Origin of the sequence: Haloarchaeobius baliensis (assembly GCF_052060055.1) — an archaeon.
GTDB classification, from domain to species: Archaea; Halobacteriota; Halobacteria; order Halobacteriales; family Natrialbaceae; genus Haloarchaeobius; species Haloarchaeobius baliensis.
Genome location: NZ_JBPPFR010000001.1, coordinates 657700 through 679172 on the forward strand (window position 1 = coordinate 657700; position 21473 = coordinate 679172).

Consider the following 21473-nt stretch of genomic DNA (forward strand, 5'->3'; position numbering starts at 1 on the left):
CCATGTCGACGGTGACGACGCTCGTGGTGTGTGCCGCCGCCGGACTCGCCGGTGCGCTCGTGATGGACGTGCCGATGGCGCTCCTGTCCGAGGGGTTCACCCCGGCGTGGGTCGCGGCGTCGAAGCTCCAGCGCAAGCCCGTCGACGAGGTGTCCGCGCTCGCGGCACAGCTCGTCCATCACGCGACCGGGCTCGTCGGCGGGCTCGGCCTCGGCGTCGCCGTCGTCGCGCTGGAGCCCCGGCTCGGGACGTGGGCTGCTGTCGTGCTGCCGGCGACGGTGTTCACCGTGTTCATCATGAACTTCTTCGGCTTCGTCGTGCTCCCGACGGCGGGCTTCGACGACGACCGGCGCGAGACGACGCTCCTCCAGTGGCTCTTCTCGGCGGTCGTCTACGGGGTCACGCTGACGGCCGTCGCGCTGTTCGGTCTCGGCGCGTGACGAACGTTTTTTCTCGGGCTCCGGCGAAGCCGTGGGTATGACACAGCCGCACCTGCTCGTCGAGGAGGGAGACGTACACGACATCGCGCTCATCCCGGGCGACCCGGGCCGCGTGGACCGCATCGCCGGCCACTGCGCCGACAGCGAGGTCGTCGCCGAGAACCGCGAGTACAAGCTCGTCAACGCGACCTACGAGGGCGTCGACCTGACCATCTGCTCGACCGGCATCGGCTGCCCGTCGGCCGCCATCGCCGTCGAGGAGCTCTCGAACGTCGGCGTCGAGACGTTCATCCGCGTGGGCACGACCGGCGCGCTCCAGCACGACATCGAGATCGGCGACATGATCGTCGCCACCGGCGCGGCGAAGAACGAGGGCACCTCCAAGCGCTACGAGGCCGTCGAGTACCCCGCCGTTCCGGAGTTCGACGTGATGACCGCGCTCGTCCACGGCGCCGAGGCGAACGACGAGGACGTCCACGTCGGCCCCATCGCCAGCGACGACGCCTACTACGCCGAGACCGACGAGTACGTGCAGGACTGGGAGGACGCGGGCATCCTGAGCGTCGAGATGGAGGCCGCGACCGTGTTCACGCTCGCCCGCCGGAAGGGCCTCGCCGCCGGCGCAATCTGCACCGTCGACGGCAACCTCGTGAAGGGCACCCAGAAGGGCACCGACACCGAGGACGAGGAGCTGCCCGAGAAGGCAAAGAACAACGTCGGCCGCGCCATCGACATCTCGCTGGAAGCGGTCCGAGCGCTGCAGGACTAGGGCGTCTCACTCCGTTGTTTTCGGGGCCTACACCTCCAGTTCGACGAACTCGCCGAGCTTCAGCGACCAGTCGTACCCGGTGTACGCGAGCGACGGCGATGCGTCTTCGGGAACCACGCCGTACCGTTTCAGGGACCGAACGACGCCCGCTTTCCCGCCGAAGTCGCCGCGGTACCACGAGAACAGCTTCGGCACCCGGACGACGTTCGACCCCGGATCGTAGTGGCACTCGGTCTCCAGGAACGACGCCGTCGCCAGGTCGAGCTCCTCGTCGACGCCGTCGCGGGTGTACACCGCCACGGGCGGGCACGACGCCGCCCCGCAGTTCAGCGCGAAGTGGATGCGGGGGTCGACCTCGTTCACGCGGTGCCGGCGCTCGAACTCGTCGACCCGGAGCCGGGGCAGGTAGCCCAGCCCGATGCCGGACTGCGAGCACCTGAGGATGCCGTGCTCGACGTCGTCGAGGCTCAGTTCGTGGCCGGCGACCGTGAACAGCTCGTCGGTGAAGATCGGGCGGGTCGGCGGGAGCCGTCGCTTCCGCCACAACTCCGTGTCTGATTCGAGCAGGTGCTGGGCGAAGCCGTTGTAGACGTCGAGCCAGAACGCCGTCCGTGCCGCGTCGCTGTCGAGTGCTCGGGCGAGTGCCGCATCGTCGAGGTCCGCGAGCACTCGGCGGTGGTCACGCGTGTCCTCGCCGGTCCTGACCGCCCGGAGGAACGCTGCGGCGAGTGCGACGGCGTCGTCCCGGTCGACGGCGGCCATGGCCGCAGGTTGGGTCGCTGTTGCAAAAAGCGGTCGGCTACCAGCGGCTCCCCCCGACGGTCCGCCGGGACACGACAGAACCGTTTTCTCGCTGGCGGGGGAACGGCAGGCCATGCTCTCGGGTCTGCGGGCACGCCTCGACCGGCTCCTCGCCCGCATCCGTCGTGTCGAACGCCGCGAGCTGCGGGACTTCCAGCGCTGGGTCGAGCACACGAACAACCTGCTGCATCTCTCCGTGCTGCTGTTCGTCCCGCTGCTCATCGCGCTCGTCACGTACATCTCGAACGCGTCGACACTCCTGTCGTTCCTGCTGTTCCCGCCGCTGGCCTCCGGGACGTACACCCTGTTCTCGGACCCGGAGGGGAAGTACGCCTCGCCGCCGAAGTTCGTCGGCGGGATGACTGCCGGCGCGATCTGTGGGTCCCTGGCCATCGAGCTGACGGGCCTCGCTGGCATCGTCGGTGTGAGCACCGGTGGGGTGCAGGTGAGCGCGCTCGGCGCCGGGCTCAGCATCTTCCTCACCGGCGCGGTGACGTGGACGCTCGACCTGGAGGAGCCGACCGCGTTCTCGACGGCGCTGCTGACCCTGCTCACGGGCAGTGCGCGCACCGAGTACGTCCTGAGCGTCGTGCTCTCGACCGCGTTCGTCGCCACCGCGTTCTACGCCTGGCGCGAGCTGTTCTACGACCGGCGCGCGGAGTACCTCTACCGGACGACGCAGGGCGACGACCACGTGCTCGTCCCGGTCCGGGGTGAGACCGCCGACGAGACGGCGATGTTCGCCGCCCGCATCGCGGCCGCACACGACGCCGGGAAGGTCGTCCTGCTCGACCTGGTGTCGGAGTCGGAGATCGCCGAGGCCGAGGCGGGCATCCGCCGGGGCGAGGGCGACGAGCCGGCACCGGGTGGCGATGCCGCCGACACCGACCCGACGACCGAGGCGCAGGAGCAGGTCGCGGGCCAGGCGGCGATGCGGCTGGAGCGCCTCGCGGGGCGCATCCGGACCCAGGTCGGGGTCCCCTGCGAGGTCGTCGTCGCGAGCGAGTCCGGCAGCCCCGCCAGCGTGGTGCTCCAGACGGCGCGGGAGGCGAACTGCGACCTCGTCGTGACGCCGTACGAGGAGCGCCACGGCAGCCTCTCGCCGTTCGTCAAGTCGCTGTTCGACGACCCCATCGACGTGGTCGCGTTCCGGTCGGTGTCTGGACGGACCCGCTGGCGCCGCGTGCTCGTGGCGGTGGCCAGACCCGGCGACAACGCCCACGCGATGCTCGACTTCGCCAAGCGCGTCTCCCGCGCGACGGGGACGGTGAGCGTCTGCACCTGCATCGACGCCGAGAGCAAGCGCCGGCGCGCGGAGTCGATGCTGTTGAACCTCGTCGAGCCGTTCGACGGGACGTTCGAGACGCGCGTCTCGCGGGACTCCATCCGCAGCTTCCTCAGCGTGAACGCCCCGTCGCACGACCTGATCGTCGTCGGCGCGAGCACCGACCGAACCGCCGCCTCGCGGTTCCTCGCGCCGCCGACGTTCGAGAAGGTCAGCGACCTCGATTGCGACGTGGCGATTGTCCACCGGGGGGGCTGAGCGGCCGGGGTACGGTCGCCGGTCCGAGGACACGATTCATGCCTGTGGGGTGCGTACACGTACCATGGTGGTATCAGACCAACTCGAGGAGCGCCTCGTCTCGGCCTGTCGAACCGGCTTCGGCGACACACTCCGGTCCGTCATCCTGTTCACGCCCGAGGAGTGGTCACTGAGCTACGTCCGCTCCGACCTGCGGGCGGTCGAGCCCGATCTCCGCGACGTGAAGGCGGAGATCGTCGAGAACGAGCGGCTCGGGTTCACCTCGCAGGAGACGTACCGGTCGTTCGAGGGTGGGGCGACCGGCGAATCACTCGGCACGTATCGCTTCACGGTCCGCGTGTTCGACCACGGCTACCTCTGCCGGGTCATCGTCGGCGAGGTGGGCGTCGTCGCGACCACGGACGAGATGAACATCGACGCGTTCGAGGACGTGGCGACGACGCTCCGGAAGCTGCTCGCCGAGGACTAATCGTCCGACTCGGGGGCCCCTTCGTCCGTCAGGATCTTCTTGGCCACGTCCTCCGTGTCGCCGCGGCCCAGCGCGGACTCGACGAGCAGGTGGCCGCCGATGGCCGCCGGGCTGATGACGGTGTCGGCGCCCGCCCGCTTGAGCTTCGCGACGTTCTCGCGGTCGGTTGCCGCCGCGACGATGCGGATGTCCGGCCGGAGCTGTCTGGCGGTCAGCACCGCGAGCGCGTCCTCCGCGTCGTTGTTCGTCGCGGTGACGACGGCGACCGCGTCGGCGAGCTGGGCGCGTTCGAGCGGCTCCTCGTCGCTCGGGTCCGCCGTGATGACGTTCATCCCGCGGTCCGAGAGCTCGGCGGCACGTGCCTGGTCGGGCACGATGACGACGAACGGGACGGCCGCGTCGGTGAGTTCGTTCAGGATCGGTTCGGTCAGGTCCCCGTAGCCGAGGACGATGACGTGGTCTTCGAGCAGGTCGAGCTGTGTCTCTGTCATTCTCCCAAGTGCGCGTTGGAACCGGGCCTCGAGCAGCGGTGCGAGCAGCGTCCCCAGCGCGACCGTGAAGCTCACGACGCCGAGGACGACGACCGAGAGCGCGAACAGCTTCCCGCGGGTCGACGTGGGGGCAGGCGTCACGTCGCCGTAGCCGACCGTGCTGGCGGTCACGATGGTGTAGTAGAACGCGTCGACCAGCCCGGCGGACCCCTCCCGGATCGAGGGGAACTCCTCGCGGAGCGCGTACGCGCCGACGGTGCCGTACAGCTGGACGCTGGCGAGGATGACGCCGGCGGCCAGCTGCGAGGTCGACAGCGAGAGCTTCCGGTCGAACCGCCGACGGTTGACCAGCAGCCCCGGGATCGCCAGCAGCGACAGCGCGACGAGCGGATACGAGTACGTGCTCGCCTGCAGGAGCCCCTGCGCGGCCGTCAGCGGGAGCAACAGCAGCGCGCTGTACCACGCGCCCCGTCGCCGCCGTCGCAGCGCGTAGGCGCTCAACAGCAGCAGGAAGCCGGTCATCGCTCCGGTGAACCCGGCGGTCTGCTGGACGACCTCGGGGACGTACGTCGCGAGCGGCCCGGGCTGTGTGGTCCCGATGCTCGCGATGCCGGTCGCGATGGAGAGGACCGCCGACGCGGCGGTCAGCGCGACCGGCAGTCGTGCGCTCGTCAACCTGTCCAGCAGTCCCATACCGCGGCTGTGGTCGGGCCGCCTCAAAAGGGTCGCGGTGTCGGCACTCGATTTCGGGTCCGCTATACGGCTTCCGGCACCGGTGCCCGACGGCGACACCGATTTACCGTCGGCCGCCAAGGGCAGGGACATGGCGTCGCTTCCCGTCGAAATCCTCTACGGCATCTACCTCGGGCTGCTCACGGGTATCATCCCGGCACTGGTCTCGGGCTCGCTCGGCTTCCTGTTCAAGTACGTGACCGGCGTCACCCTCCCCGGGCTCGGGGTGGTGGTGCTCTCGGTCGCCATCGCCGGCATCAACGGCGGCCTGATGGGGCTGCTCGACCCGACGGTGTCGAGCTCGCCGCAGCTGCTCGTCGCCGTGGTGATCATCATGATGCTCTCGCTGTGGGCACACAGCCAGGGGGACAGGCTCGGTGGGTCGATGCCCAAGCGGGTCACGCTCGCGTCGCTCCGCCGGCGCAACATCTCCGCCGACGTGGTGGACATCGTCGGCGGGGTCGGCAAGGTGACGCTGCGGTCGACGGGTCCCGTCCGCGACATGGAGGGCTACCCGCCGCTGCCCGCGGACCTCCGAGAGACCATCGCAGACGGGTCGTGGTCGTTCCCGGCGGACCTCCCGCTTCCGGAGCTCGAATCGCGGCTCGTCGACCGGCTCAAGACCGAGTACGACCTCGCGGACGCGGCGGTGGCACTCGACACGCAGGGCCGGGCGACCATCGCGGCCGCCCCGCCGGCGAGCGGGCTCTCGCGTCGCGTCCCACCGGGCAAGCGTGCAGTCTCCGTCTCAGCACTGCTGCCGACCGGGGCGGCCCGCGGTGATGCCGTGGTCATCGACACTGGCGACACGCGGATAGACGGCACCCTCCTGAGCGCGAAGAGCGGGGGCTCGAAGCCATCCGCCCCACCGAAGCCCGTCCCAGACGACGACGGCGTGGCGACGGACGGAGGCGCCGAGGAGACGCCGGTCCCCGCACCGACCGCGCCGACGACGACCGGCGGCGAGGGGCGACTGACCGCCGCGGTCTCTCGCGAACAGGCCCGGACGCTGCTCGGCGTCGACCGTGCGCAGGTCGCGGTCGCCTCGCGGGGGACCCGGCGGGAGTTCGAGCTCGTCTCGCTCCTGCGTCGGTCCGGCCAGCGGTTCCGGAAGGTGTCGGTGCGTGCGACCGGCCCGCTCGACGGCACCACCATCGGCGACGCGACCATCCGCGACAGCTACGACGTGACCGTGCTCGCGCTTCGGCATCCACCCGACGAGACAAGCGGCGACCGCCGGTGGTCGTTCTCCCCGCGGGGCGATGCCGAACTCTCGGCCGGTGACGAGCTGTTCGCCGTCGGTCGACAGGCAGCGCTCACGGCCTTCGTGGAGGCGGTGGCATGACCGTGTTGCAGGTCGACCCCGGCTCCATCGACCCCGTCGCGGCGGGCGTGGGTATCGTCGGCCTCACGGCGCTCTCGACCGCGGTCGCGCTGGTCGTCGCCATCGCCTACCGCTGGTACACGCGCGAGCGGGTCCCGGAGGGCGTCTCGATCCTCCTCGGCGTCAGCGCCGTCGCGCTGGTGCTCAACACGCAGCAGACGCTCGAACTGGTCATGCAGAACCAGACCGGGCTCCCGGCGGAGACGACGGCGCTGGTCACCGTCGCGACGTTCGTCGCCGCCGGGCTCGGGACCGGGCTCGGGCGTCGCATCGGGGACGGCGTCGCCGCGAACGCGTTCGCCGTGACCGGGACGGCGAAGCTCGACCGCGAGGTCTCCCAGCTCGTCCGCGCGGTCGGCCGCGTCGTCACCGTCACCCTGCCCGACGACATCGACGACATCGACGGCTACGACCCGGTCGACCCCGAGGTGAAGTCGGAGCTCGCCGGCACGACGTTCGTCTTCCCGCGACGCATCACCGTCGCGGACCTGCGCGACCGTGTCGTCACCCGCCTGAAGGACGACTACGGCGTCGGCCACGTCGACGTCGAGCTCGAGGCCGACGGCACCGTCGAGTACCTCGCGGTTGGCTCCCGCGCCGCGGGACTCGGGCCGACCCTCGCCCCCGGAACCGTCGCGGTCGCGGTGCAGGCCGACCCCGCCAACGCGGCCAGCCCGGGCGACGTGGTGCAGCTCTGGGAGCGCACCGACGAGGACGGGCTGGTCCGTCGCGCGACCGGCGAGCTCCGGGCGACGACGGAGACGGACGTGGTCACCCTCGCCGTCGACGAGACGGACGCCGGGGCGCTCTCTGCGTCGACGACCTATCGGCTGGTGACGCTCCCGACCGAGCCCGCCGCCGACCGGGAGTTCGCGTCGCTGCTGCGCGCCGCCGACGAGACGATGAGCGCGGTCGAACTCGCCGAGGGAAGCGAGCTCGTCGGCAGGACCGTCGGCGACCTCGACGTGACGCTGGCGGCCATCCGCGGTCCGGAGGGCGGTATCACCGCGACGCCGCCCCGGGGCACCGAACTGCTCGCGGGCTCGACGCTGTACGTCGTCGAACGGCCCGAGGCGCTCCGTCGGTTCGAGGCCCGCGCCCGCGGCGAGGAGGCGAAACCGCTTTCCTGACGGCGTCGTACGATACGTCCATGCAGTGGAAGCTGTTCGCGGACATCGCAGAGCGCGCCGGCACCGACGAGGTGCGCGTCGACGTGGCGGAGGACGACCCGACCGTCGGCGACGCGCTCGACGCCCTGTTCGAGGCGCATCCGGAGCTCCGCGAGCGCGTGCTGGCCGACGGTGAAACAGGTTCTCGCGATGGTGTTGCGCCCGACGTGAACGTCCTGCTCGACGGAGCCGACGTGTTCGTGACGGGTGACGGGCTTGCAACTGGAATCGGCGGGGACGCGGAGCTGGCGCTGTTCCCGCCCGTGAGTGGCGGCTAGAATCGAGTTTTCGTGTAGACCGTGATGTGATTTGCTTGATGGGAATTGAAACCATCTCGAAAGCCCCGAGGCGCTCAGCTCCCGGGCCTCGCTGTCGCGCGAGAGCAAGCTCTCGCTGGATGTGGACAGAAAGCGGAGCTTTCTGTCTGCTAACCGGAAATCGGAGATTTCCGGCGGGCTCACGAGACGCAAGCGTCTCGTGACCGATGCTCGCTTCGCTGTCGTTCGAAAGACGCCGGAGGCGTCTTTCGTGATGTGGCCAGAGATCTCCGATCTCTGGCTGCCAGCCGGACGTAGTCCGGCAATGACGAGAGAGCGAAGCTCTCTCGAACCACGCTTCTCGTCCCTCGCGCGAGCGTCCACTCGCCGCCTCGCGGTGCTCGGCGACGAGTGGGGCCGCGCGCCAGCCGGTTGGTCAATTTGCGGTTCGAACTCGTGGTCACTCTCTGCGTCGCGCCGGGAATCATCCAGTTACGGCGTGGGACTGAAAGCGGGGGCTTTCGAAGTGTTCTCTGCAGTCTCGTCGTTACCGAATCAGCAGAATTCCTGATCCCAACCTTCGCTCAGCCGTGGTTCGCGCGGTAGTCGGCGGTCAGGTCGGCGGCCATCACGAAGTCGGGTTCGTCGGAGATGCCCGAGCGAAGGAGGGAGCCGTCGCTGACGTAGTCGACGGTCTCGGGGATGAGGATGCGGACGTGGTCGGCGTCGAGGGCGGCGGCGTCGCGCTTGATGGCGGCGACGAGGGTACGGGCGGCGTCCATGTCGTCCCAGGCGGCGACGCCGTACTCGGCGAAGTGGTGGGTCTCGCCGTCGTCGTCCTCGCGGTCGTAGTCCCGGACGCGATAGGTGACGCCGCGGGTGCCGGTCGGCGAGGTGACGGCGGCGAGCATCGTCTCGTCGGTGGCGCGTTCGAACAGCTGGGGGGTGAGCTCGACGACCGCCCAGGACTCGTCCATGGCGAGGCCGACGCCGTTGAGGTGGTCGCGGGCGTCGCAGTCGGTCCAGTAGGTCCACGCCGCGTTCGGGTCCGCCGTGGTGTCGAGCGGCCCCGTCGCGTCGGGGTCGGGGTCGGGTTCGAGCCACCGGAACTCGGTCTCGGGGGCGAAGCCGACACCGCGGGAGTGGCCGAGGCCCATGACGTTCCACGAGAACACCATGTTCCGCGCGACGGTCGCGCCCTGGTCGCGCGCCCAGTCCCACATCTCGTGGGTGAGCTCGAGGCCGATGCCGACGCCGCGGTAGTCCGGGGCGGTGCGCATGCCCTGGCACCAGGCCTCGCGCTCGGAGAGGAGGACGGTCTGGGCGATGGAGACGACGGTCCCGTCGACCTCGGCGACGCAGGTGAACTGCTCGTCGTACTCGTCCTCGGTCTCGATCCAGTCGTGGTAGATGCGCGGGATGTAGTCGCTGCCGTCGCGGTCGGCCCAGGTGTCGCTGGTGAACGCGACCACGTCGTCGTGGTCCTCGGGCGTGGCGCGGCGGTAGGTGACGTCCTCGCGGCGGTCGAGCTCCATCGTCACGCCTGCCACGGCCGGGACTGCTCGGTGATCTCGCCGGCGAGCGGCGTCCGCATCGTCGCCGCCACGTCGTCCGCGTTCGCGAGCGCCCACATCAGCTTCACCTTCGCGGTGCCGGGGAGCATGTCCTCGCCCTCGACGACGCCCGCGTCGAGCAGGTCGCGCCCGGTGTCGTACACGCGGTCGCAGACCCGGCCCTCGATGCACTGGCTGGTCATGACGACCGTCGTGCCGTCGTCGACGAGCGACTCCAGCTGCTCGATGCGGTCGCTGTGGACGTGCCCGAGCCCGGTGCCCTCGATGACCAGGCCGTCCTTGCCAGCACAGAGCTCGAAGAACGCGGGGTCCATGCCCGGCGTGAACTTCACCAGCTCGACATCCTCGGCGAGGTCGGGCTGGATGTCGAGGTCGGTCGCGCCGCGTTCGGCGTACTCGCCGTGGAACTCGACCGTCTCGCTGTCGTAGTCCACGACGCCGAGCGGCTCCGCGCCGACCGTCTCGAAGGCGTCCCGGCGCGAGGTGTGGTTCTTCCGGACGCGGGTGCCGCGGTGGAGCGCGCAGACGTCGTCGCTCTCGCTCGCGTGCATGCAGACCATGACCTCCGCGGCGTCGGCCTTCGCCGCCTCGACGGCACAGACCGCGTTCATCACGTTGTCCGACGAGGGCCGGTCCGCCGAGCGCTGGCTGCCCGTGAACACGATGGGGACCGGCGTGTCGAGCATGAACGAGAGCGCCGACGCCGAGAACTGCATCGTGTCGGTGCCGTGCATGACGACGACGCCGTCGGCGCCGTTCTCGATCTCCTCGTGGACGGCCTCGGCGAGGTCCTGCCAGATTGGAACCTCCATGTTCTCGGAGAGGATGTTCGCGACGACACGGCCCCGGTAGTTCGCGCGGCCCGCGAGGTCAGGCACGACCCGAAGCACGTCCTCCGCGTCGAAGCGCGCGGTCACCGCGCCGGTCCGGTAGTCGACGGTCGACGCGATGGTCCCACCGGTGGAGATGAGTGCGATGGTGGGGAGGTCCTCGTCGAACTCGACCGCGGAGGACTCCGTCTCGTCCTGTGCCGAATCGATCTGGTACACGTCCGACTCGAGCACCTCGGTCTCGGCTCCCTCGCGGTCGATGCCGACGTTGTAGCCGCCGTCGAGCTTCACGACGAGCTGGTCGCCTGTCGACGACGGGAGCAACACGCCCTCGTACTCTCTGTCCGCCCGCTCGACGCGGACGCGGTCGCCTGGGTTCATGGCTCCGGCTTCGCCTCGGTCGGACGTAAAGCCATCCGTTCCGTCTCGATTTTCCGCCGTGCCGCACCTGACCGCGAACAGCCGGAACGCCCCGACTATCTCGGCTCCGAGGTTTACAATATTTGTAAACTTGGCCTGCAACATCCTCCACCCAACCGGGTGGCGCGCGGCTGGCGAGCGTGCCGAGCCCCGCGAGGCCGCGAGCCATCCGCGCGAGGGATGAGCACCGGAGGGAGCGCTAGCGACCGAGGAGCGCAATCGGCTGGGGAGGCGTGAGGTGCCGTGCGGGGCTGTCGGGCGGGACTGAAAGGGGCGAGCGTCTCGACGAACCCCGGCGACGTGAGGACCGCAGGTACGAGGACCACAACGAGCCGCGGGAGTCGAGACGCTCGGGGCTTTCGGGCTGCTGTCGGTCAATCGGTTCCCACGATTGACGGGGCTTTCTGGCTGTCACTATCCGAATTTGTCTCTCCGACGGACTGGACGCAGAACACACAGATGCACCCAACTCCCAGTAATTGTCGCGGGGCTTATCTCGCCCCGGTCCGAACCACCACCAATGAGCGAGCAGTCGACCGGCAGGTACAGCGTCATCAGGCGCTCGGTCGCGAAGGGTGTGCGGAGCGAGTCGTACCTCCTGCGGGCCTACACCGTCGTCGGGACGGTCGCCTCGCTGTTCATCGCGCTGCTCCTCGTTCTCGCCATCCCGCAGTGGGTGAAGTGGACGCTGGGGCAGGGGGAGCTGAACACGTTCTCCCGGGCGATGCTGCCGTGGCTGGGGATGCTCATGGTCGCGCCACTGCTGGCACCGCCGTTCTACGCGGCGCGGCGCGCCGGACGCGGGGCCAGCAGCCGGCGGACGGACTTCCTCCTCGCGCTCTCGGGGTTCGCGTTCCTCGCGTCGCTGTACGTGACGCTGCTTGTGTCGGCGCCGGCGGAGTACCGGGACCCGGCCCCGGATGCGCCGTTGCTGGGCGCGTTCGTGGAGTTCTGCTACGCGCTGGACCCGGTCTACGCGTTCGTGCCGCCGGTGCTTGGCGTGGTCCTCATCGTGGCGGTGGAGCGGCTGGCGCGATAGCGCGGGTCGCACCGACGAGCACGTGACGAAATCCGGAAATGGCTCGACCGTCTACCCGTGGGTATGACCGAGAAGACAGGGACGTTCCTCGTCACGGAGGCGGACGCGGAGTCGGCCATCCTGCGGGACGTGGAGACGGGCCAGATTCACACGCTCTCGGAGCACGACGACTACGAGCGACTGGACGTGGTGGGCGCGACGCTCGAAGCCGAGCCGCCGATGGAGGTCGTCTGGACGGTCGTCGAGGAGTCGTACCGCCGGACCGTCGAGCTGGTGGACAGCGACCTCTCGCCGACCCAGCAGGCGATGGAGATCGCCGAATCGCAGTCCGCCGGCGAGCTCGAACGGGTCGAGCGGGCCGGAACGGGGGAGATCCACGTGCTCTCGGTGCCGCCGGCGCAGGTGGACGACGCGGTCGAGGACGTGCTGGCGGACGAGGAGACCATCGCGCGGGCTGCCCGCGTGGGCGCGGTGCGGGTCGAGGTGCGCAGCGACGCCGATGCGGGCGTGCTGAACGTGCGGTACCTGCCGGACTGACGCGGACGGACTGTCTCTACTCGCCGGCGGGACCGGCGGCGCTCTGGACCTTCCAGCCGCCGCCGATCTCGCAGGCCTCGCGGACGGTGTACTCGATCTCGGTGTCGGGGCCCATCGTGGCACCGCCCTCGACCTCCTCGACGCGGAGGGGGACGTCGTAGGTGCTGCCACAGCAGCCGACGTCGACGAACTCCTCCCAGACGTCGCCGACGTGGACCTCGTCGTGGGTGCGCCGGAGCCAGGCGTGGTAGTGGCCGGTGTCGACCTGCTGGCGGCTCCAGTCCGAGAGGTTCGTGGGGTACGAGAGGACGACGCGGGTCGCGTGGGTGCTCATACTCGAACACAGGTGCCAGCCGCCCAAAAGGGTGACCCGGGTCGGTGTGGCGCGCGTCCAGCCGCTGCCGAGCCGACCTGACGGCGGTATGACGGTCCTCCCCCGGTCTTTTCGACAGCCGGAGCCGCCAAAGATAAGAAGGCTTAGGTGGGCTGATGTCCGACCGGGCTTCATGAGCAAGTTCGAGGTACCGGAAGTCGACTACACCCGGTACTCGAATCGCCAGCTTGCGGCGGTGCCCCTCGCCGTCCTCGCCGTCGCGCTGGTGGTTATCGCCGGGTGGTACGTCATGTTCGGAACGCCGGTGTCGCTGGGGACCGACTTCACCGGTGGGACCGAACTCACGGTACAGACAGACACGCCGAGAGGCGAGATCGACCAGGCGTTCGAGGCCGAGGTGCTGTCGACACAGCAGGTCCGCGACCCGACCTCGAACAACCCGACCTACGTCGTCACGTTCGGGCCGGAGACGAACGGTTCGACGCTCGACCGGCAGGCGACGAACAACCTGGAGCCCGCGTGTTCGAACCCTGAGGAGTGCGAGATCGTGCTCTCCAGACAGACGGTGTCGCCCGCGTTCGCGTCCGGCGCACAGAACACGGCCATCATCGGGCTCGTCGTCGCGTTCACCGGGATGAGCCTGCTCGCGTTCGGGCTGTTCCGGACGTTCGTCCCGTCCGCGGCCATCGTCATCTCCGCGTTCTCCGACATCGTCATCCCGCTGGCGGTGATGAACCTGCTGGGCATCGAGCTCTCGCTGGGGACCGTCGCCGCGCTGCTGATGCTCGTCGGCTACTCCGTCGACTCCGACATCCTGCTGAACAACCACATCCTCCGTCGGTCCGGGGGGTTCTACGAGAGCACCAAACGGGCCATGGACACCGGTGTGACGATGACGCTCACGTCGATGTCCGCGATGGCCGTCATGGCCGTGACCGCGACCATCTTCGGCATCGACCTGATGGCCTCCATCGGACTGGTGCTGGTGCTCGGACTGGCGGCCGACCTGATGAACACGTACATGCTGAACCTGAGTCTGCTTCGCTGGTACAAGCTCGGGGAGGTGACCCCGGAATGAACGTCCGCGAGAACTGGCGGGTCATCCTGCTCACCATCATGCTCGTCTCCAGCGGCGTCGTCCTGTTCGTGCCGGGCGTCGTCGGCGGCGGCGACGGCGGCAACAACCAGCTGTCGAACCTGCAGTACGGCATCCAGCTCGACGGCGGGACGCGACTGCGCGCCCCGGTCGTCGGGATGACCGCGGAGGACGTGAGCTTCGCGGGGCAGGACCAGGGCCAGGCCAGACAGGCGATGGCGGAGAACCTGAGCATCCCGACGCGTGACGTCTACTTCCAGGTGGACGACCAGTCGGGCGTCGGCACCGTCGAGGTGTTCAACGACTCGGTCAGCGAGTCCGAGTTCGCGACCGTGCTGAACCAGGTCGGCTTCCGGACGAGCGACGGCGGAGAGTTCGGTGACGGCGACATCCGCGACGGCGTCACCGCGGACACCCGCCAGCAGATCGTCGACACGCTCGACCGGAAGCTGGCCGAATCCGGCCTCACCGCGGGGTCGGCACGCGTCGCGACGACGCCCCAGGGCGAGAACTACATCGTCGTCGAGGCACCGAACCAGGGCGCCGAGGACCTGGAACGGCTGGTCGGCCAGCGCGGCTCGGTCGAACTCGTCGCGCGGTACCCGGGCGCCAACGGCACGATGGAGGAGACGACGCTGGTCACCCGCGAGGGGATCGACAACGTCGGTAGTCCAGAGGTGGGTGGCCCGAACTCCGCCAGTGATTACGTCGTTCCGGTCGTGCTGAACCAGGAGGGCGCGGAGCGGTTCAGCCGAGTGATGAACGAGAACGACTTCACGACGGAGGGTGCTGGTTCGAGAGCCTGTGGCGGTGCCCAGAAGAACGACCGTGGCTACTGTCTGCTGACGGTCGTGGACGGTGAGGTGGCCTCCTCACACTCGCTCGACCCTGATTTCGCCGATATCATCCGGGATGGCTCGTTCCAGGACGACCCCCGCTTCGTGATGGGGGCACAGAACCGGAGCGAGGCCCAGACGATCGCCATCGGTCTCCGTGCCGGTTCGCTCCGCGCACCGCTCGACACCGAGGGTCGCCAGGTGTACACGCTGGAGCCCGCACTCGCCGACCGATTCAAGACGAACTCGCTCATCACGGGTATCATCGCGGTGCTCGCGGTCAGCGGCGTCGTCTACCTGCGCTACGGCGAGCCCCGGGTCGCGGTGCCCATGGTGCTGACGGCGCTGGCGGAGGTCGTGCTCCTGCTCGCGTTCGTCGCCGCCGTCCGGCTCCCGCTCGACCTGTCGCACATCGCCGGGTTCATCGCCGTCATCGGGACGGGGGTGGACGACCTCATCATCATCGCCGACGAGGTGATGGCCGAAGGGGACGTCAGCTCCGCGCGGGTGTTCCAGTCGCGCTTCCGCAAGGCGTTCTGGGTCATCGGCGCGGCGGCGGCGACGACCATCATCGCGATGTCGCCGCTGGCGGTGCTGAGCCTCGGCGACCTGCGCGGGTTCGCCATCGTCACTATCCTGGGCGTGCTCATCGGGGTGCTCGTCACCCGGCCCGCCTACGGTGACATCCTGCGCGCGCTGTCGGTCGAGGAGTAGCGCGGTCCCGTCTTCTCCTACTCGTCGCTGCTGACCGCCAGCACCGGCATCGACGACTGTCTGACCACGCGGTCCGTGACGCTCCCGAGCAGCAGCCCCGTCAGCCCGGAGCGCCCGCGCGTCGCCATCACGATGCAGTCCACCCCGCGGTCGTCGGCGTAGTCGAGGATGGTCGTCGAGGGGTCGCCCTGCAGTACCTCGGTGACGGTCTCGACGCCGTGCTCTCTGGCGCGCTCCTCGACGTCGGCGACGACGCGCTCGCCCTCCGATTCGAGGGCGTCGACGACCTCGCCGCCGACGGTCGTGACGCTGTCGCGGTTCGTGTCGGCGACGTACAGCACGTGCAGTCGCGCACCGTACGTCTCGGCGAGGTCGACGGCGTACTCGAACGCCTCCATGCTCGGCTCGCTGCCGTCGGTCGGGAAGAGGATCTCGTCGTACATGGCACGACGTTGCCCCGCCAGCGTCAAAGGGGTTGCTCAGGGCGACGGCGTGGCCGCTCAGAACTCGTCCAGTCCGGCCTGCTCGGCGGCGGCCAGCGCGTCGGCACACGTCGACCACGACTCCCGGGCGAAGGGCGGCAGCTCGCCGGTCTCCGCGACGTAGTCGGCGAGGAACGCCCGTGTGGTGCCGTCGCTCGGGTAGCCAGACCCCACCGCCCCGTACTCGTCGGCGAGCGCGGCCATCTGGGCGTCGCGGGCGACCTTCGCGACGATGCTCGCCGCCGCGACGACGGCGTCCGATTCGTCCGCGCGATGGGCCGGGACGACGTGAACGTCCCCCGCCGCGGCGTCGGCGACACGGCGGCCGAACCGCCCGGCGTCGGTGTCGCCCGCGTCCACGACGCCCCGGGCCTCGTCGACGCCCGCGTCGTCCAGCGCCTCGGCCTGCGCTGCGACCGTCAGCGAGTTCATGTCCGTCCCGGGGTCGTCGATTCGCGCCGGCGTGATCTCGGCGACCCCGACCCGGACCCGGTCGTCGGCGCGGATCTCGCTGGCGAGTGCCTCGCGGCGCTCCGGGGTGAGCCGCTTCGAGTCGTCCACGCCGTCCGGGAGGATGCCGGCGCGGGGGACGACCACGGCGGCCGCCCACATCGAGCCGAACACCGGTCCCTTGCCGGCCTCGTCGACACCGAATCGCATCGGAACGTCGTTTCATCTGCTGGTGTATTGGTCGTTTTCGTTGCCTGTTGCCTTGTTCAGTCGTGGGCTGGAGATGGACGTCCGACTCTCTCCGAGTACAACTGGAACCGCAAACAGCCGGAAAGCCCCCGGTCGCTCGACTCCCGGGACCACGACTGCGTTCCTCGTGCCTGCGGTGCTTGTCGGGTCCGGGTTCGTCGAGCGACCAGCCCCTTTCAGTCCCACCCACCGCACCTCACGCCTCCCCAGCCGATTGCGCTCCTCGGTCGCTAGCGCTCCCTCCGGTGCTCATCCCTCGCGCGGATGGCTCGACGTGCTCGCTGCGCTCGCACCGTCTCGCCAGCCGCGCGCCACCCGGCTGATCCGACAGCCGTCGCTCGCCGTCTGTACTCAGGTTTCGAAAGAAGTGCAGGTGTACTCAGTCGTCGGCAGCGGGCAGCTCCACCGGCTCGTCGTCGGTGGATTCGTCGGTGCTGTCGTCCTCGATGTCCTCGATGGCGGTGTGTTCTATCTCGATATCATGGTGGCACATTGGGTGACCCCTCGAACCATGACAACGGTTCGCACGACAAAAACAGTTGCCCCGCTACCGCAGGAACGCGGGGTCGTCGAACGGCTCGTCCTCGCCCTCGACGGCGAGCACGTCGAGCGCGGTGACGGTCGCGCCGACGCCGAGCAGCCCGGCGAGCGAGGGTTCCGTGCGGCCCTCGTCGCCGCTGATGAGCTCCTTGATGTAGAGGCCGCCCTCGCCGTGGACGTCGACGGTGGCGTGGCGGTCGTCCTCCAGCTCGGCCGAGATCTCGTAGACGGTGCGCTCGCGGTCGAGCTTGGCGCGCCGGTGGTCGACCCGGTGGGGGGTGTGCTGGCGGACCGTCGTGCCGGAGAGCGTGGCGACGGCGTCGGCGAGCGCGTCAGCGTCGACGGGATCGTCGAACTCGACGGCGGCGCGGTAGGTCTTCGAGGCGTCGAGCTCCTTCACGCGCTCGACCATCTCGTGGGTGGCGAGCCGGAGCCCCTCGACCTCGATGGCGCCCGCGGCATCCTCGTTGATGCGTTCCTCGAGGGCCGCGACGTCGGGGTCGCGGCTCCGCGGGCGCTTGACCTCCGCGACGAACGGCCGCCCCGTCCCGAGCATGAGCGCGTCGACGTCCTCCCGGCCCGCGCCGTGGAACAGCGCCTCGTCGCCGTCCATCGCCTCGAGGACGTGTGGCGTGACGTGCTCCTCGACGCTCATGTCGTAGAGGTAGCCCGAGCCTCCGCAGTGGTCGCAGGGCTCCTCACCGTCGTCGCCGAGCTGCACGCCGGAGCCGCCGCACTCCCGGCAGGGCCACTCTGTCTGCGGGATGTCGCGCTCGAGCTTGCGGTAGCGCCCGTAGACGAACGCCGGGTTCACCTGCACCTCGACCGCGTGGCTGGAGGGCTCCTCGGCGGCGGCGTCGAGGTTCACCAGCGCGAGCACGTCCGGGCGCTCGAAGTCGACCTCCGTGTCGGTGAGCCGGCCGACGCGCTTGCCGACCTCGCGGTTGAACTCGCTCTTGAACAGCTCGCCCGCGTCGGGCTCCATCCCGGCGTCCTCGCGCAGGAGTCGGTCGTTCTCCTCGACCAGCGGCGGTGCGCGCGTGCCGACCTGGTACGTCTCGAACTCGATGTCTGCCAGCCCGTCGGCGACCAGCTCGGCGTACTCGTCGAAGCGCCCGCAGAGGCCCTCGCAGACCCAGCACTCGTCGGCGTCGACGGCCTCGTACGGCTCGTCCTCGGCCAGCGCGAGCGAGACGCGCAGCCCCTTGCCCCGCTCGGCGTTCGTCAGTCCGAAGCTGCGGTCCGCGAACGGCCGCCCGAGACAGGCGTCACAGACCGGTCCGGTCGCCAGGATGGCCCGGACCGCGTCGTCGAAGTCGTCCATACCTGTGCGTGCGGCGCTGTGCGTTAGTGCCTTGCTATCTCTCGTGTGCGCCAGCCGTCGCTGACTGGCTCGACGATGCCTCCGCCAGCCACACGGCCAAGACACCCCGCGCCGGCAGGCGCGTGGGTGTCGAGGGGGAGGGCTGGCGCGGTGCGGTCGCGGTGCTGTGCGGGCGGGTGGGAATGAAAGGGGCGAGGCGGTCGACGACGGCGGGCGACGCAAGCACTGGAACGGAGTGAAGCGCGCAGCGAGCCCCCCGAGTCGAGCGCCTCGGGGCTTTCGGGCCGGAGGCGGTTCAAGCGACCCCACCGCGTATCAGGATTTCCGGACGGCGTTCGTTCCGGTCACGCCGGAGACCACCCCGGACAGGCGGTGGCTTGAAGCGTCCGACGGTCGAGGTGTCGCTATGGCTGGTGACTGGAACTACCGCGCCATCGCGGCCGGCTTCGTGGGCGCGCTGGTCGTCCTCGCCGTCGTGCTCTGGGTCGTCGGCGTCGAGGAGATCCTCGACCAGCTCGCACGGGTGGACCTCCGCTTTGCGGTCGTCCTGCCGCTGTTCGCGCTCGGCTGGCTGTTCTGCTGGGGGCTCGCGCTCCGGTCGGTGCTCGGGACGCTCGGCATCCCACTGTCGGTGCCGAAGGCGTTCCTGGTCTTCCTCTCGGCGACGTTCGTCAACAACGTCACGCCGTTCGGACAGGCCGGCGGCGAGCCGTTCACCGCGCTGCTCATCGCCCGGGTCTCCGAGAGCGAGTACGAGACGGGACTGGCCGCCATCGCGAGCGTGGACGCCGTCAACTTCGTCCCCTCCATCGCCATCGCGTTCGTCGCGGTGAGCTACTACGCCGTGACCGTGGCGGTGACCGACCGGCTGGTCGACGTGGCGGTCGTCATGTCGGGGCTGACGCTCGTCGTCGCCGTCGCGGCGGCGCTGGCGTGGCGCTACCGGTACGGGCTGGAGTCGCGGGCGGTCCGGGTCGTCTCGCCGGTGGTCCGCCGCGTCGGGCACGCAGCCCCCCGGGTGAGTCCGCCGAAACCGCGGACGATCCGTCGCCGCATCGAGAACTTCTTCGCGACCATCGAGCGCGTCGCACAGGACCGTCGGTCGATGGCGACGACGCTCGCGTTCTCGACGGCCGGCTGGCTCATGCTGGTGACCTGTCTCTGGCTCTCCTTCTTCGCGCTGGGGCTCCGCGACCCGGACCTGCTCGCCGCCGCGATGCTCGGGGTGCCCCTGGGCGCGCTCGCCAGCGTCACGCCCCTGCCGGGTGGACTCGGCGGCATCGAGGCCGTCCTGCTGATGGTACTCCCGACGGTGACCGGCGTCGGCGCGGCGACCATCGGCGCGGTCGTCCTCGTCCACCGCGTCGCCTCGTACTGGATTCCGATGCTCGTCGGGGGCGGCGCGACCGCAGCCCTCGGCGCGGCCCAGCGGGGCTGAGAACCCCCGACACCGCCCGTCTCGCGGCGCGACGTACCGGCGAGAAGACGATGCCCTTTTAACCCGCGCGGGGGAACCAAGATGCAATGACGACGATGTACGACGTTCCGGCCGACGACCTCATCGAGGCCGTCGCCGCCGAACTCGAGGATCGACTCGACGAGCCCGAGTGGCTCGAATTCAGCAAGACAGGCGTCAACCGCGAGCTCCCGCCGGAGCAGGAGAACTTCTGGGCCATCCGCTCGGCCTCCCTGCTGCGCAAGGTCGCCGACACCGGCCCCGTCGGCGTCGACCGTCTCTCCACCGAGTACGGTGGCTCGAAGGACGGCTCGACCCGCTACCGCGTCGCCACGGCCCACCGCACGAACGGCTCGAAGAAGGTCATCCGCGTCGCGCTTCAGCAGCTCGAGGAGGAGGACCTCGTCGAGACCGCCGAGGGCGAGGGTCGCCGTATCACCGCCGAGGGGCGCAGCTTCCTCGACAACATCGCCGCCGACGTGATGCAGGAGCTCGACCGGCCGGAGCTCGAGCGCTACGCGTAACTGCTCCCGAACAGTCGAAACGATTTTCCTCCACAATCGACAACCGAGTAGTATGAGCGGCAGTCCCGACGACGACGAACTCGAACAACTGCGAGAGAAGAAGATGGAGCAGCTCCGCGAACAGCAGGGCGGCGGTGGCGACACCGAGGCCCAGGAGGCCATGCGCGAGCAGGCCGAGGCCCAGAAGCAGGCGTTGCTCCGACAGTACCTCACGGACGGCGCGCGCAAGCGGCTCAACTCCGTCCGGATGTCCAAACCCGACTTCGCGGACCAGGTCGAGCAGCAGGTCGTGGCACTCGCCCGGTCGGGCCGTATCCAGGGGCAGATCGACGAGGAGAAGATGAAGGAGCTGCTCCGCGAACTCAAGCCCGACTCCCAGAGCTTCAACATCCGTCGGCGCTGATGCGACTGGGGCTGCTCTACAGCGGTGGAAAGGACTCCACGCTGGCCGCGCTGCTCTGTGACGAGTTCTACGACGTCACCCTCGTCACCGGTCACTTCGGTGTGACCGATGACTGGGAGCACGCTCGCGACGCCGCAGCAGCCGTCGGCTTCCCGTTCGAACGCCTCGAGCTGGACCGTGCAGTCGCCGAGGACGCCGTCACCCGGATGCGCGCCGACGGCTTCCCCCGCAACGGCATCCAGCAGGTCCACGAGCACGCACTGGAGCGGCTCGCGGCCCAGGACTTCGACGCCATCGCCGACGGGACGCGTCGTGACGACCGGGTCCCGACCATCTCCCGGGCGCAGGCCCAGAGCCTGGAGGACCGCCACGACGTCGACTACGTCGCGCCCCTCTCGGGGTTCGGCCGGAACGCCGTCGACAGGATCGTCGAGTCGAAGCTCTCGGTCACGGTCGGCCCGAGCGAGGAGATCCGTCGCGCCGACTACGAGGCCGAGCTCCGACCCTTGCTCGCCGAGCGCGACGGCCCGGACGCCGTCGGCGAGGTGTTCCCGGACCACGACCAGACGTACGTCACCGGCACCGACTGACCGGAGCCGGTCCGCACACG

General features: G+C 69.7%; 23 protein-coding genes. 15 read left to right on the top strand and 8 right to left on the bottom strand.

The genetic code is table 11. From position 1 onward, the window contains the following. Window positions 1-2: 2 nt before the first annotated feature. Complete coding sequence (locus tag ACSG06_RS03380) at window positions 3-440, top strand: hypothetical protein (protein WP_440988854.1); 438 nt, start codon at window positions 3-5, stop codon at window positions 438-440. Between the two features lie 37 nt (window positions 441-477). Continuing rightward, window positions 478-1209 carry a guanosine phosphorylase gene (locus ACSG06_RS03385; protein ID WP_440988855.1) on the top strand — a complete coding sequence of 244 codons (732 nt, stop codon included), beginning with the start codon at window positions 478-480 and terminating at the stop codon, window positions 1207-1209. Window positions 1210-1236: 27 nt separating this feature from the next. Here the strand turns inward: ACSG06_RS03385 and ACSG06_RS03390 are convergent, their stop codons facing one another. Continuing rightward, window positions 1237-1971: a DUF547 domain-containing protein gene (locus tag ACSG06_RS03390; RefSeq protein WP_440988856.1), complete on the bottom strand. Its 735-nt coding sequence runs from the start codon at window positions 1969-1971 to the stop codon at window positions 1237-1239. Between the two features lie 112 nt (window positions 1972-2083). Between ACSG06_RS03390 and ACSG06_RS03395 the strand changes: the two genes are divergently transcribed. Together ACSG06_RS03395 and ACSG06_RS03400 are read left to right on the top strand one after the other, a co-directional pair. Continuing rightward, window positions 2084-3553 carry a universal stress protein gene (locus tag ACSG06_RS03395; RefSeq protein ID WP_440988857.1) on the top strand — a complete coding sequence of 490 codons (1470 nt, stop codon included), beginning with the start codon at window positions 2084-2086 and terminating at the stop codon, window positions 3551-3553. Between the two features lie 64 nt (window positions 3554-3617). Continuing rightward, a complete protein-coding gene (locus tag ACSG06_RS03400; RefSeq protein ID WP_440988858.1) occupies window positions 3618-4022 on the top strand; it encodes a DUF7522 family protein in 405 nt (134 codons plus the stop codon). Here ACSG06_RS03400 and ACSG06_RS03405 read toward each other — a convergent pair. After that, complete coding sequence (locus ACSG06_RS03405) at window positions 4019-5206, bottom strand: NAD-binding protein (protein ID WP_440988859.1); 1188 nt, start codon at window positions 5204-5206, stop codon at window positions 4019-4021. The two genes, ACSG06_RS03400 and ACSG06_RS03405, sit on opposite strands and share 4 nt — an antisense overlap. A 130-nt stretch (window positions 5207-5336) precedes the next feature. Between ACSG06_RS03405 and ACSG06_RS03410 the strand changes: the two genes are divergently transcribed. Genes ACSG06_RS03410 through ACSG06_RS03420 form a run of 3 tightly spaced genes read left to right on the top strand, consistent with a single transcriptional unit; the run spans window position 5337 to window position 8076 of the window. Beyond that, window positions 5337-6590 (top strand): potassium channel family protein, encoded by a 1254-nt coding sequence (locus tag ACSG06_RS03410; protein ID WP_440988860.1) that lies wholly within the window; start codon window positions 5337-5339, stop codon window positions 6588-6590. Next, complete coding sequence (locus ACSG06_RS03415) at window positions 6587-7759, top strand: DUF8167 domain-containing protein (protein WP_440988861.1); 1173 nt, start codon at window positions 6587-6589, stop codon at window positions 7757-7759. The genes ACSG06_RS03410 and ACSG06_RS03415 overlap by 4 nt, the downstream gene beginning before the upstream one ends. A 20-nt stretch (window positions 7760-7779) precedes the next feature. Beyond that, a complete protein-coding gene (locus ACSG06_RS03420) occupies window positions 7780-8076 on the top strand; it encodes a ubiquitin-like small modifier protein 1 (RefSeq protein ID WP_440988862.1) in 297 nt (98 codons plus the stop codon). A 563-nt stretch (window positions 8077-8639) separates the two neighbouring features. On the opposite strand, the gene ACSG06_RS03425 is transcribed toward ACSG06_RS03420, so the two are convergent. Next, window positions 8640-9590 (bottom strand): GNAT family N-acetyltransferase, encoded by a 951-nt coding sequence (locus tag ACSG06_RS03425; RefSeq protein WP_440988863.1) that lies wholly within the window; start codon window positions 9588-9590, stop codon window positions 8640-8642. 2 nt (window positions 9591-9592) lie between these two features. Beyond that, on the bottom strand, window positions 9593-10840 hold the full coding sequence (gene gatD / locus ACSG06_RS03430) for a Glu-tRNA(Gln) amidotransferase subunit GatD (protein WP_440988864.1): 1248 nt from the start codon (window positions 10838-10840) through the stop codon (window positions 9593-9595). A gap of 559 nt (window positions 10841-11399) precedes the next feature. Here gatD and ACSG06_RS03435 point away from each other — a divergent pair. Then, on the top strand, window positions 11400-11918 hold the full coding sequence (locus ACSG06_RS03435) for a DUF8056 family protein (protein WP_440988865.1): 519 nt from the start codon (window positions 11400-11402) through the stop codon (window positions 11916-11918). A 63-nt stretch (window positions 11919-11981) separates the two neighbouring features. Further along, on the top strand, window positions 11982-12455 hold the full coding sequence (locus tag ACSG06_RS03440) for a DUF5812 family protein (protein ID WP_440988866.1): 474 nt from the start codon (window positions 11982-11984) through the stop codon (window positions 12453-12455). A 16-nt stretch (window positions 12456-12471) separates the two neighbouring features. Here ACSG06_RS03440 and ACSG06_RS03445 read toward each other — a convergent pair whose 3' ends face one another. Next, a complete protein-coding gene (locus tag ACSG06_RS03445; protein ID WP_440988867.1) occupies window positions 12472-12789 on the bottom strand; it encodes a DUF7968 family protein in 318 nt (105 codons plus the stop codon). 172 nt (window positions 12790-12961) lie between these two features. Between ACSG06_RS03445 and secF the strand changes: the two genes are divergently transcribed. After that, entirely contained in the window at window positions 12962-13867 is a 906-nt protein-coding gene (secF, locus tag ACSG06_RS03450) for a protein translocase subunit SecF (RefSeq protein WP_440988868.1), read from the top strand. Then, window positions 13864-15435 carry a preprotein translocase subunit SecD gene (locus ACSG06_RS03455; RefSeq protein ID WP_440988869.1) on the top strand — a complete coding sequence of 524 codons (1572 nt, stop codon included), beginning with the start codon at window positions 13864-13866 and terminating at the stop codon, window positions 15433-15435. The genes secF and ACSG06_RS03455 overlap by 4 nt, the downstream gene beginning before the upstream one ends. A gap of 17 nt (window positions 15436-15452) precedes the next feature. Here ACSG06_RS03455 and ACSG06_RS03460 read toward each other — a convergent pair whose 3' ends face one another. The 3 genes from ACSG06_RS03460 to ACSG06_RS03470 form a co-directional block, all read right to left on the bottom strand. Further along, window positions 15453-15878 (bottom strand): universal stress protein, encoded by a 426-nt coding sequence (locus tag ACSG06_RS03460; RefSeq protein ID WP_440988870.1) that lies wholly within the window; start codon window positions 15876-15878, stop codon window positions 15453-15455. A 57-nt stretch (window positions 15879-15935) separates the two neighbouring features. Then, window positions 15936-16577: a ribonuclease HII gene (gene rnhB, locus ACSG06_RS03465; protein WP_440988871.1), complete on the bottom strand. Its 642-nt coding sequence runs from the start codon at window positions 16575-16577 to the stop codon at window positions 15936-15938. Window positions 16578-17163: 586 nt separating this feature from the next. Further along, window positions 17164-18480, bottom strand: a complete 1317-nt coding sequence (locus ACSG06_RS03470; RefSeq protein WP_440988872.1) for a tRNA pseudouridine(54/55) synthase Pus10 — start codon at window positions 18478-18480, stop codon at window positions 17164-17166. Between the two features lie 406 nt (window positions 18481-18886). Between ACSG06_RS03470 and ACSG06_RS03475 the strand changes: the two genes are divergently transcribed. The 4 genes from ACSG06_RS03475 to ACSG06_RS03490 all read left to right on the top strand — a co-directional run bounded on the left by ACSG06_RS03475 (window position 18887) and on the right by ACSG06_RS03490 (window position 21453). Beyond that, window positions 18887-19918 carry a lysylphosphatidylglycerol synthase transmembrane domain-containing protein gene (locus tag ACSG06_RS03475; protein WP_440988873.1) on the top strand — a complete coding sequence of 344 codons (1032 nt, stop codon included), beginning with the start codon at window positions 18887-18889 and terminating at the stop codon, window positions 19916-19918. 86 nt (window positions 19919-20004) lie between these two features. After that, window positions 20005-20460, top strand: coding sequence for a 30S ribosomal protein S19e (locus ACSG06_RS03480; RefSeq protein ID WP_440988874.1), 456 nt, complete (start codon window positions 20005-20007; stop codon window positions 20458-20460). Between the two features lie 52 nt (window positions 20461-20512). Next, window positions 20513-20863 carry a DNA-binding protein gene (locus tag ACSG06_RS03485; protein ID WP_440988875.1) on the top strand — a complete coding sequence of 117 codons (351 nt, stop codon included), beginning with the start codon at window positions 20513-20515 and terminating at the stop codon, window positions 20861-20863. Further along, window positions 20863-21453, top strand: a complete 591-nt coding sequence (locus ACSG06_RS03490; RefSeq protein WP_440988876.1) for a DUF7411 family protein — start codon at window positions 20863-20865, stop codon at window positions 21451-21453. Before ACSG06_RS03485 ends, ACSG06_RS03490 begins: the two co-directional genes overlap by 1 nt. Window positions 21454-21473 lie beyond the last annotated feature (20 nt).

What these genes read in the sequence shown, in the direction of transcription:
- ACSG06_RS03380 (WP_440988854.1), top strand. Translation starts at nt 3, where the DNA reads ATGTCGACGGTGACGACGCTCGTGGTGTGTGCCGCCGCCGGACTCGCC.
- ACSG06_RS03385 (WP_440988855.1), top strand. Translation starts at nt 478, where the DNA reads ATGACACAGCCGCACCTGCTCGTCGAGGAGGGAGACGTACACGACATC.
- ACSG06_RS03390 (WP_440988856.1), bottom strand. Translation starts at nt 1,971, where the DNA reads ATGGCCGCCGTCGACCGGGACGACGCCGTCGCACTCGCCGCAGCGTTC.
- ACSG06_RS03395 (WP_440988857.1), top strand. Translation starts at nt 2,084, where the DNA reads ATGCTCTCGGGTCTGCGGGCACGCCTCGACCGGCTCCTCGCCCGCATC.
- ACSG06_RS03400 (WP_440988858.1), top strand. Translation starts at nt 3,618, where the DNA reads ATGGTGGTATCAGACCAACTCGAGGAGCGCCTCGTCTCGGCCTGTCGA.
- ACSG06_RS03405 (WP_440988859.1), bottom strand. Translation starts at nt 5,206, where the DNA reads ATGGGACTGCTGGACAGGTTGACGAGCGCACGACTGCCGGTCGCGCTG.
- ACSG06_RS03410 (WP_440988860.1), top strand. Translation starts at nt 5,337, where the DNA reads ATGGCGTCGCTTCCCGTCGAAATCCTCTACGGCATCTACCTCGGGCTG.
- ACSG06_RS03415 (WP_440988861.1), top strand. Translation starts at nt 6,587, where the DNA reads ATGACCGTGTTGCAGGTCGACCCCGGCTCCATCGACCCCGTCGCGGCG.
- ACSG06_RS03420 (WP_440988862.1), top strand. Translation starts at nt 7,780, where the DNA reads ATGCAGTGGAAGCTGTTCGCGGACATCGCAGAGCGCGCCGGCACCGAC.
- ACSG06_RS03425 (WP_440988863.1), bottom strand. Translation starts at nt 9,590, where the DNA reads ATGGAGCTCGACCGCCGCGAGGACGTCACCTACCGCCGCGCCACGCCC.
- gatD (WP_440988864.1), bottom strand. Translation starts at nt 10,840, where the DNA reads ATGAACCCAGGCGACCGCGTCCGCGTCGAGCGGGCGGACAGAGAGTAC.
- ACSG06_RS03435 (WP_440988865.1), top strand. Translation starts at nt 11,400, where the DNA reads ATGAGCGAGCAGTCGACCGGCAGGTACAGCGTCATCAGGCGCTCGGTC.
- ACSG06_RS03440 (WP_440988866.1), top strand. Translation starts at nt 11,982, where the DNA reads ATGACCGAGAAGACAGGGACGTTCCTCGTCACGGAGGCGGACGCGGAG.
- ACSG06_RS03445 (WP_440988867.1), bottom strand. Translation starts at nt 12,789, where the DNA reads ATGAGCACCCACGCGACCCGCGTCGTCCTCTCGTACCCCACGAACCTC.
- secF (WP_440988868.1), top strand. Translation starts at nt 12,962, where the DNA reads ATGAGCAAGTTCGAGGTACCGGAAGTCGACTACACCCGGTACTCGAAT.
- ACSG06_RS03455 (WP_440988869.1), top strand. Translation starts at nt 13,864, where the DNA reads ATGAACGTCCGCGAGAACTGGCGGGTCATCCTGCTCACCATCATGCTC.
- ACSG06_RS03460 (WP_440988870.1), bottom strand. Translation starts at nt 15,878, where the DNA reads ATGTACGACGAGATCCTCTTCCCGACCGACGGCAGCGAGCCGAGCATG.
- rnhB (WP_440988871.1), bottom strand. Translation starts at nt 16,577, where the DNA reads ATGCGATTCGGTGTCGACGAGGCCGGCAAGGGACCGGTGTTCGGCTCG.
- ACSG06_RS03470 (WP_440988872.1), bottom strand. Translation starts at nt 18,480, where the DNA reads ATGGACGACTTCGACGACGCGGTCCGGGCCATCCTGGCGACCGGACCG.
- ACSG06_RS03475 (WP_440988873.1), top strand. Translation starts at nt 18,887, where the DNA reads ATGGCTGGTGACTGGAACTACCGCGCCATCGCGGCCGGCTTCGTGGGC.
- ACSG06_RS03480 (WP_440988874.1), top strand. Translation starts at nt 20,005, where the DNA reads ATGACGACGATGTACGACGTTCCGGCCGACGACCTCATCGAGGCCGTC.
- ACSG06_RS03485 (WP_440988875.1), top strand. Translation starts at nt 20,513, where the DNA reads ATGAGCGGCAGTCCCGACGACGACGAACTCGAACAACTGCGAGAGAAG.
- ACSG06_RS03490 (WP_440988876.1), top strand. Translation starts at nt 20,863, where the DNA reads ATGCGACTGGGGCTGCTCTACAGCGGTGGAAAGGACTCCACGCTGGCC.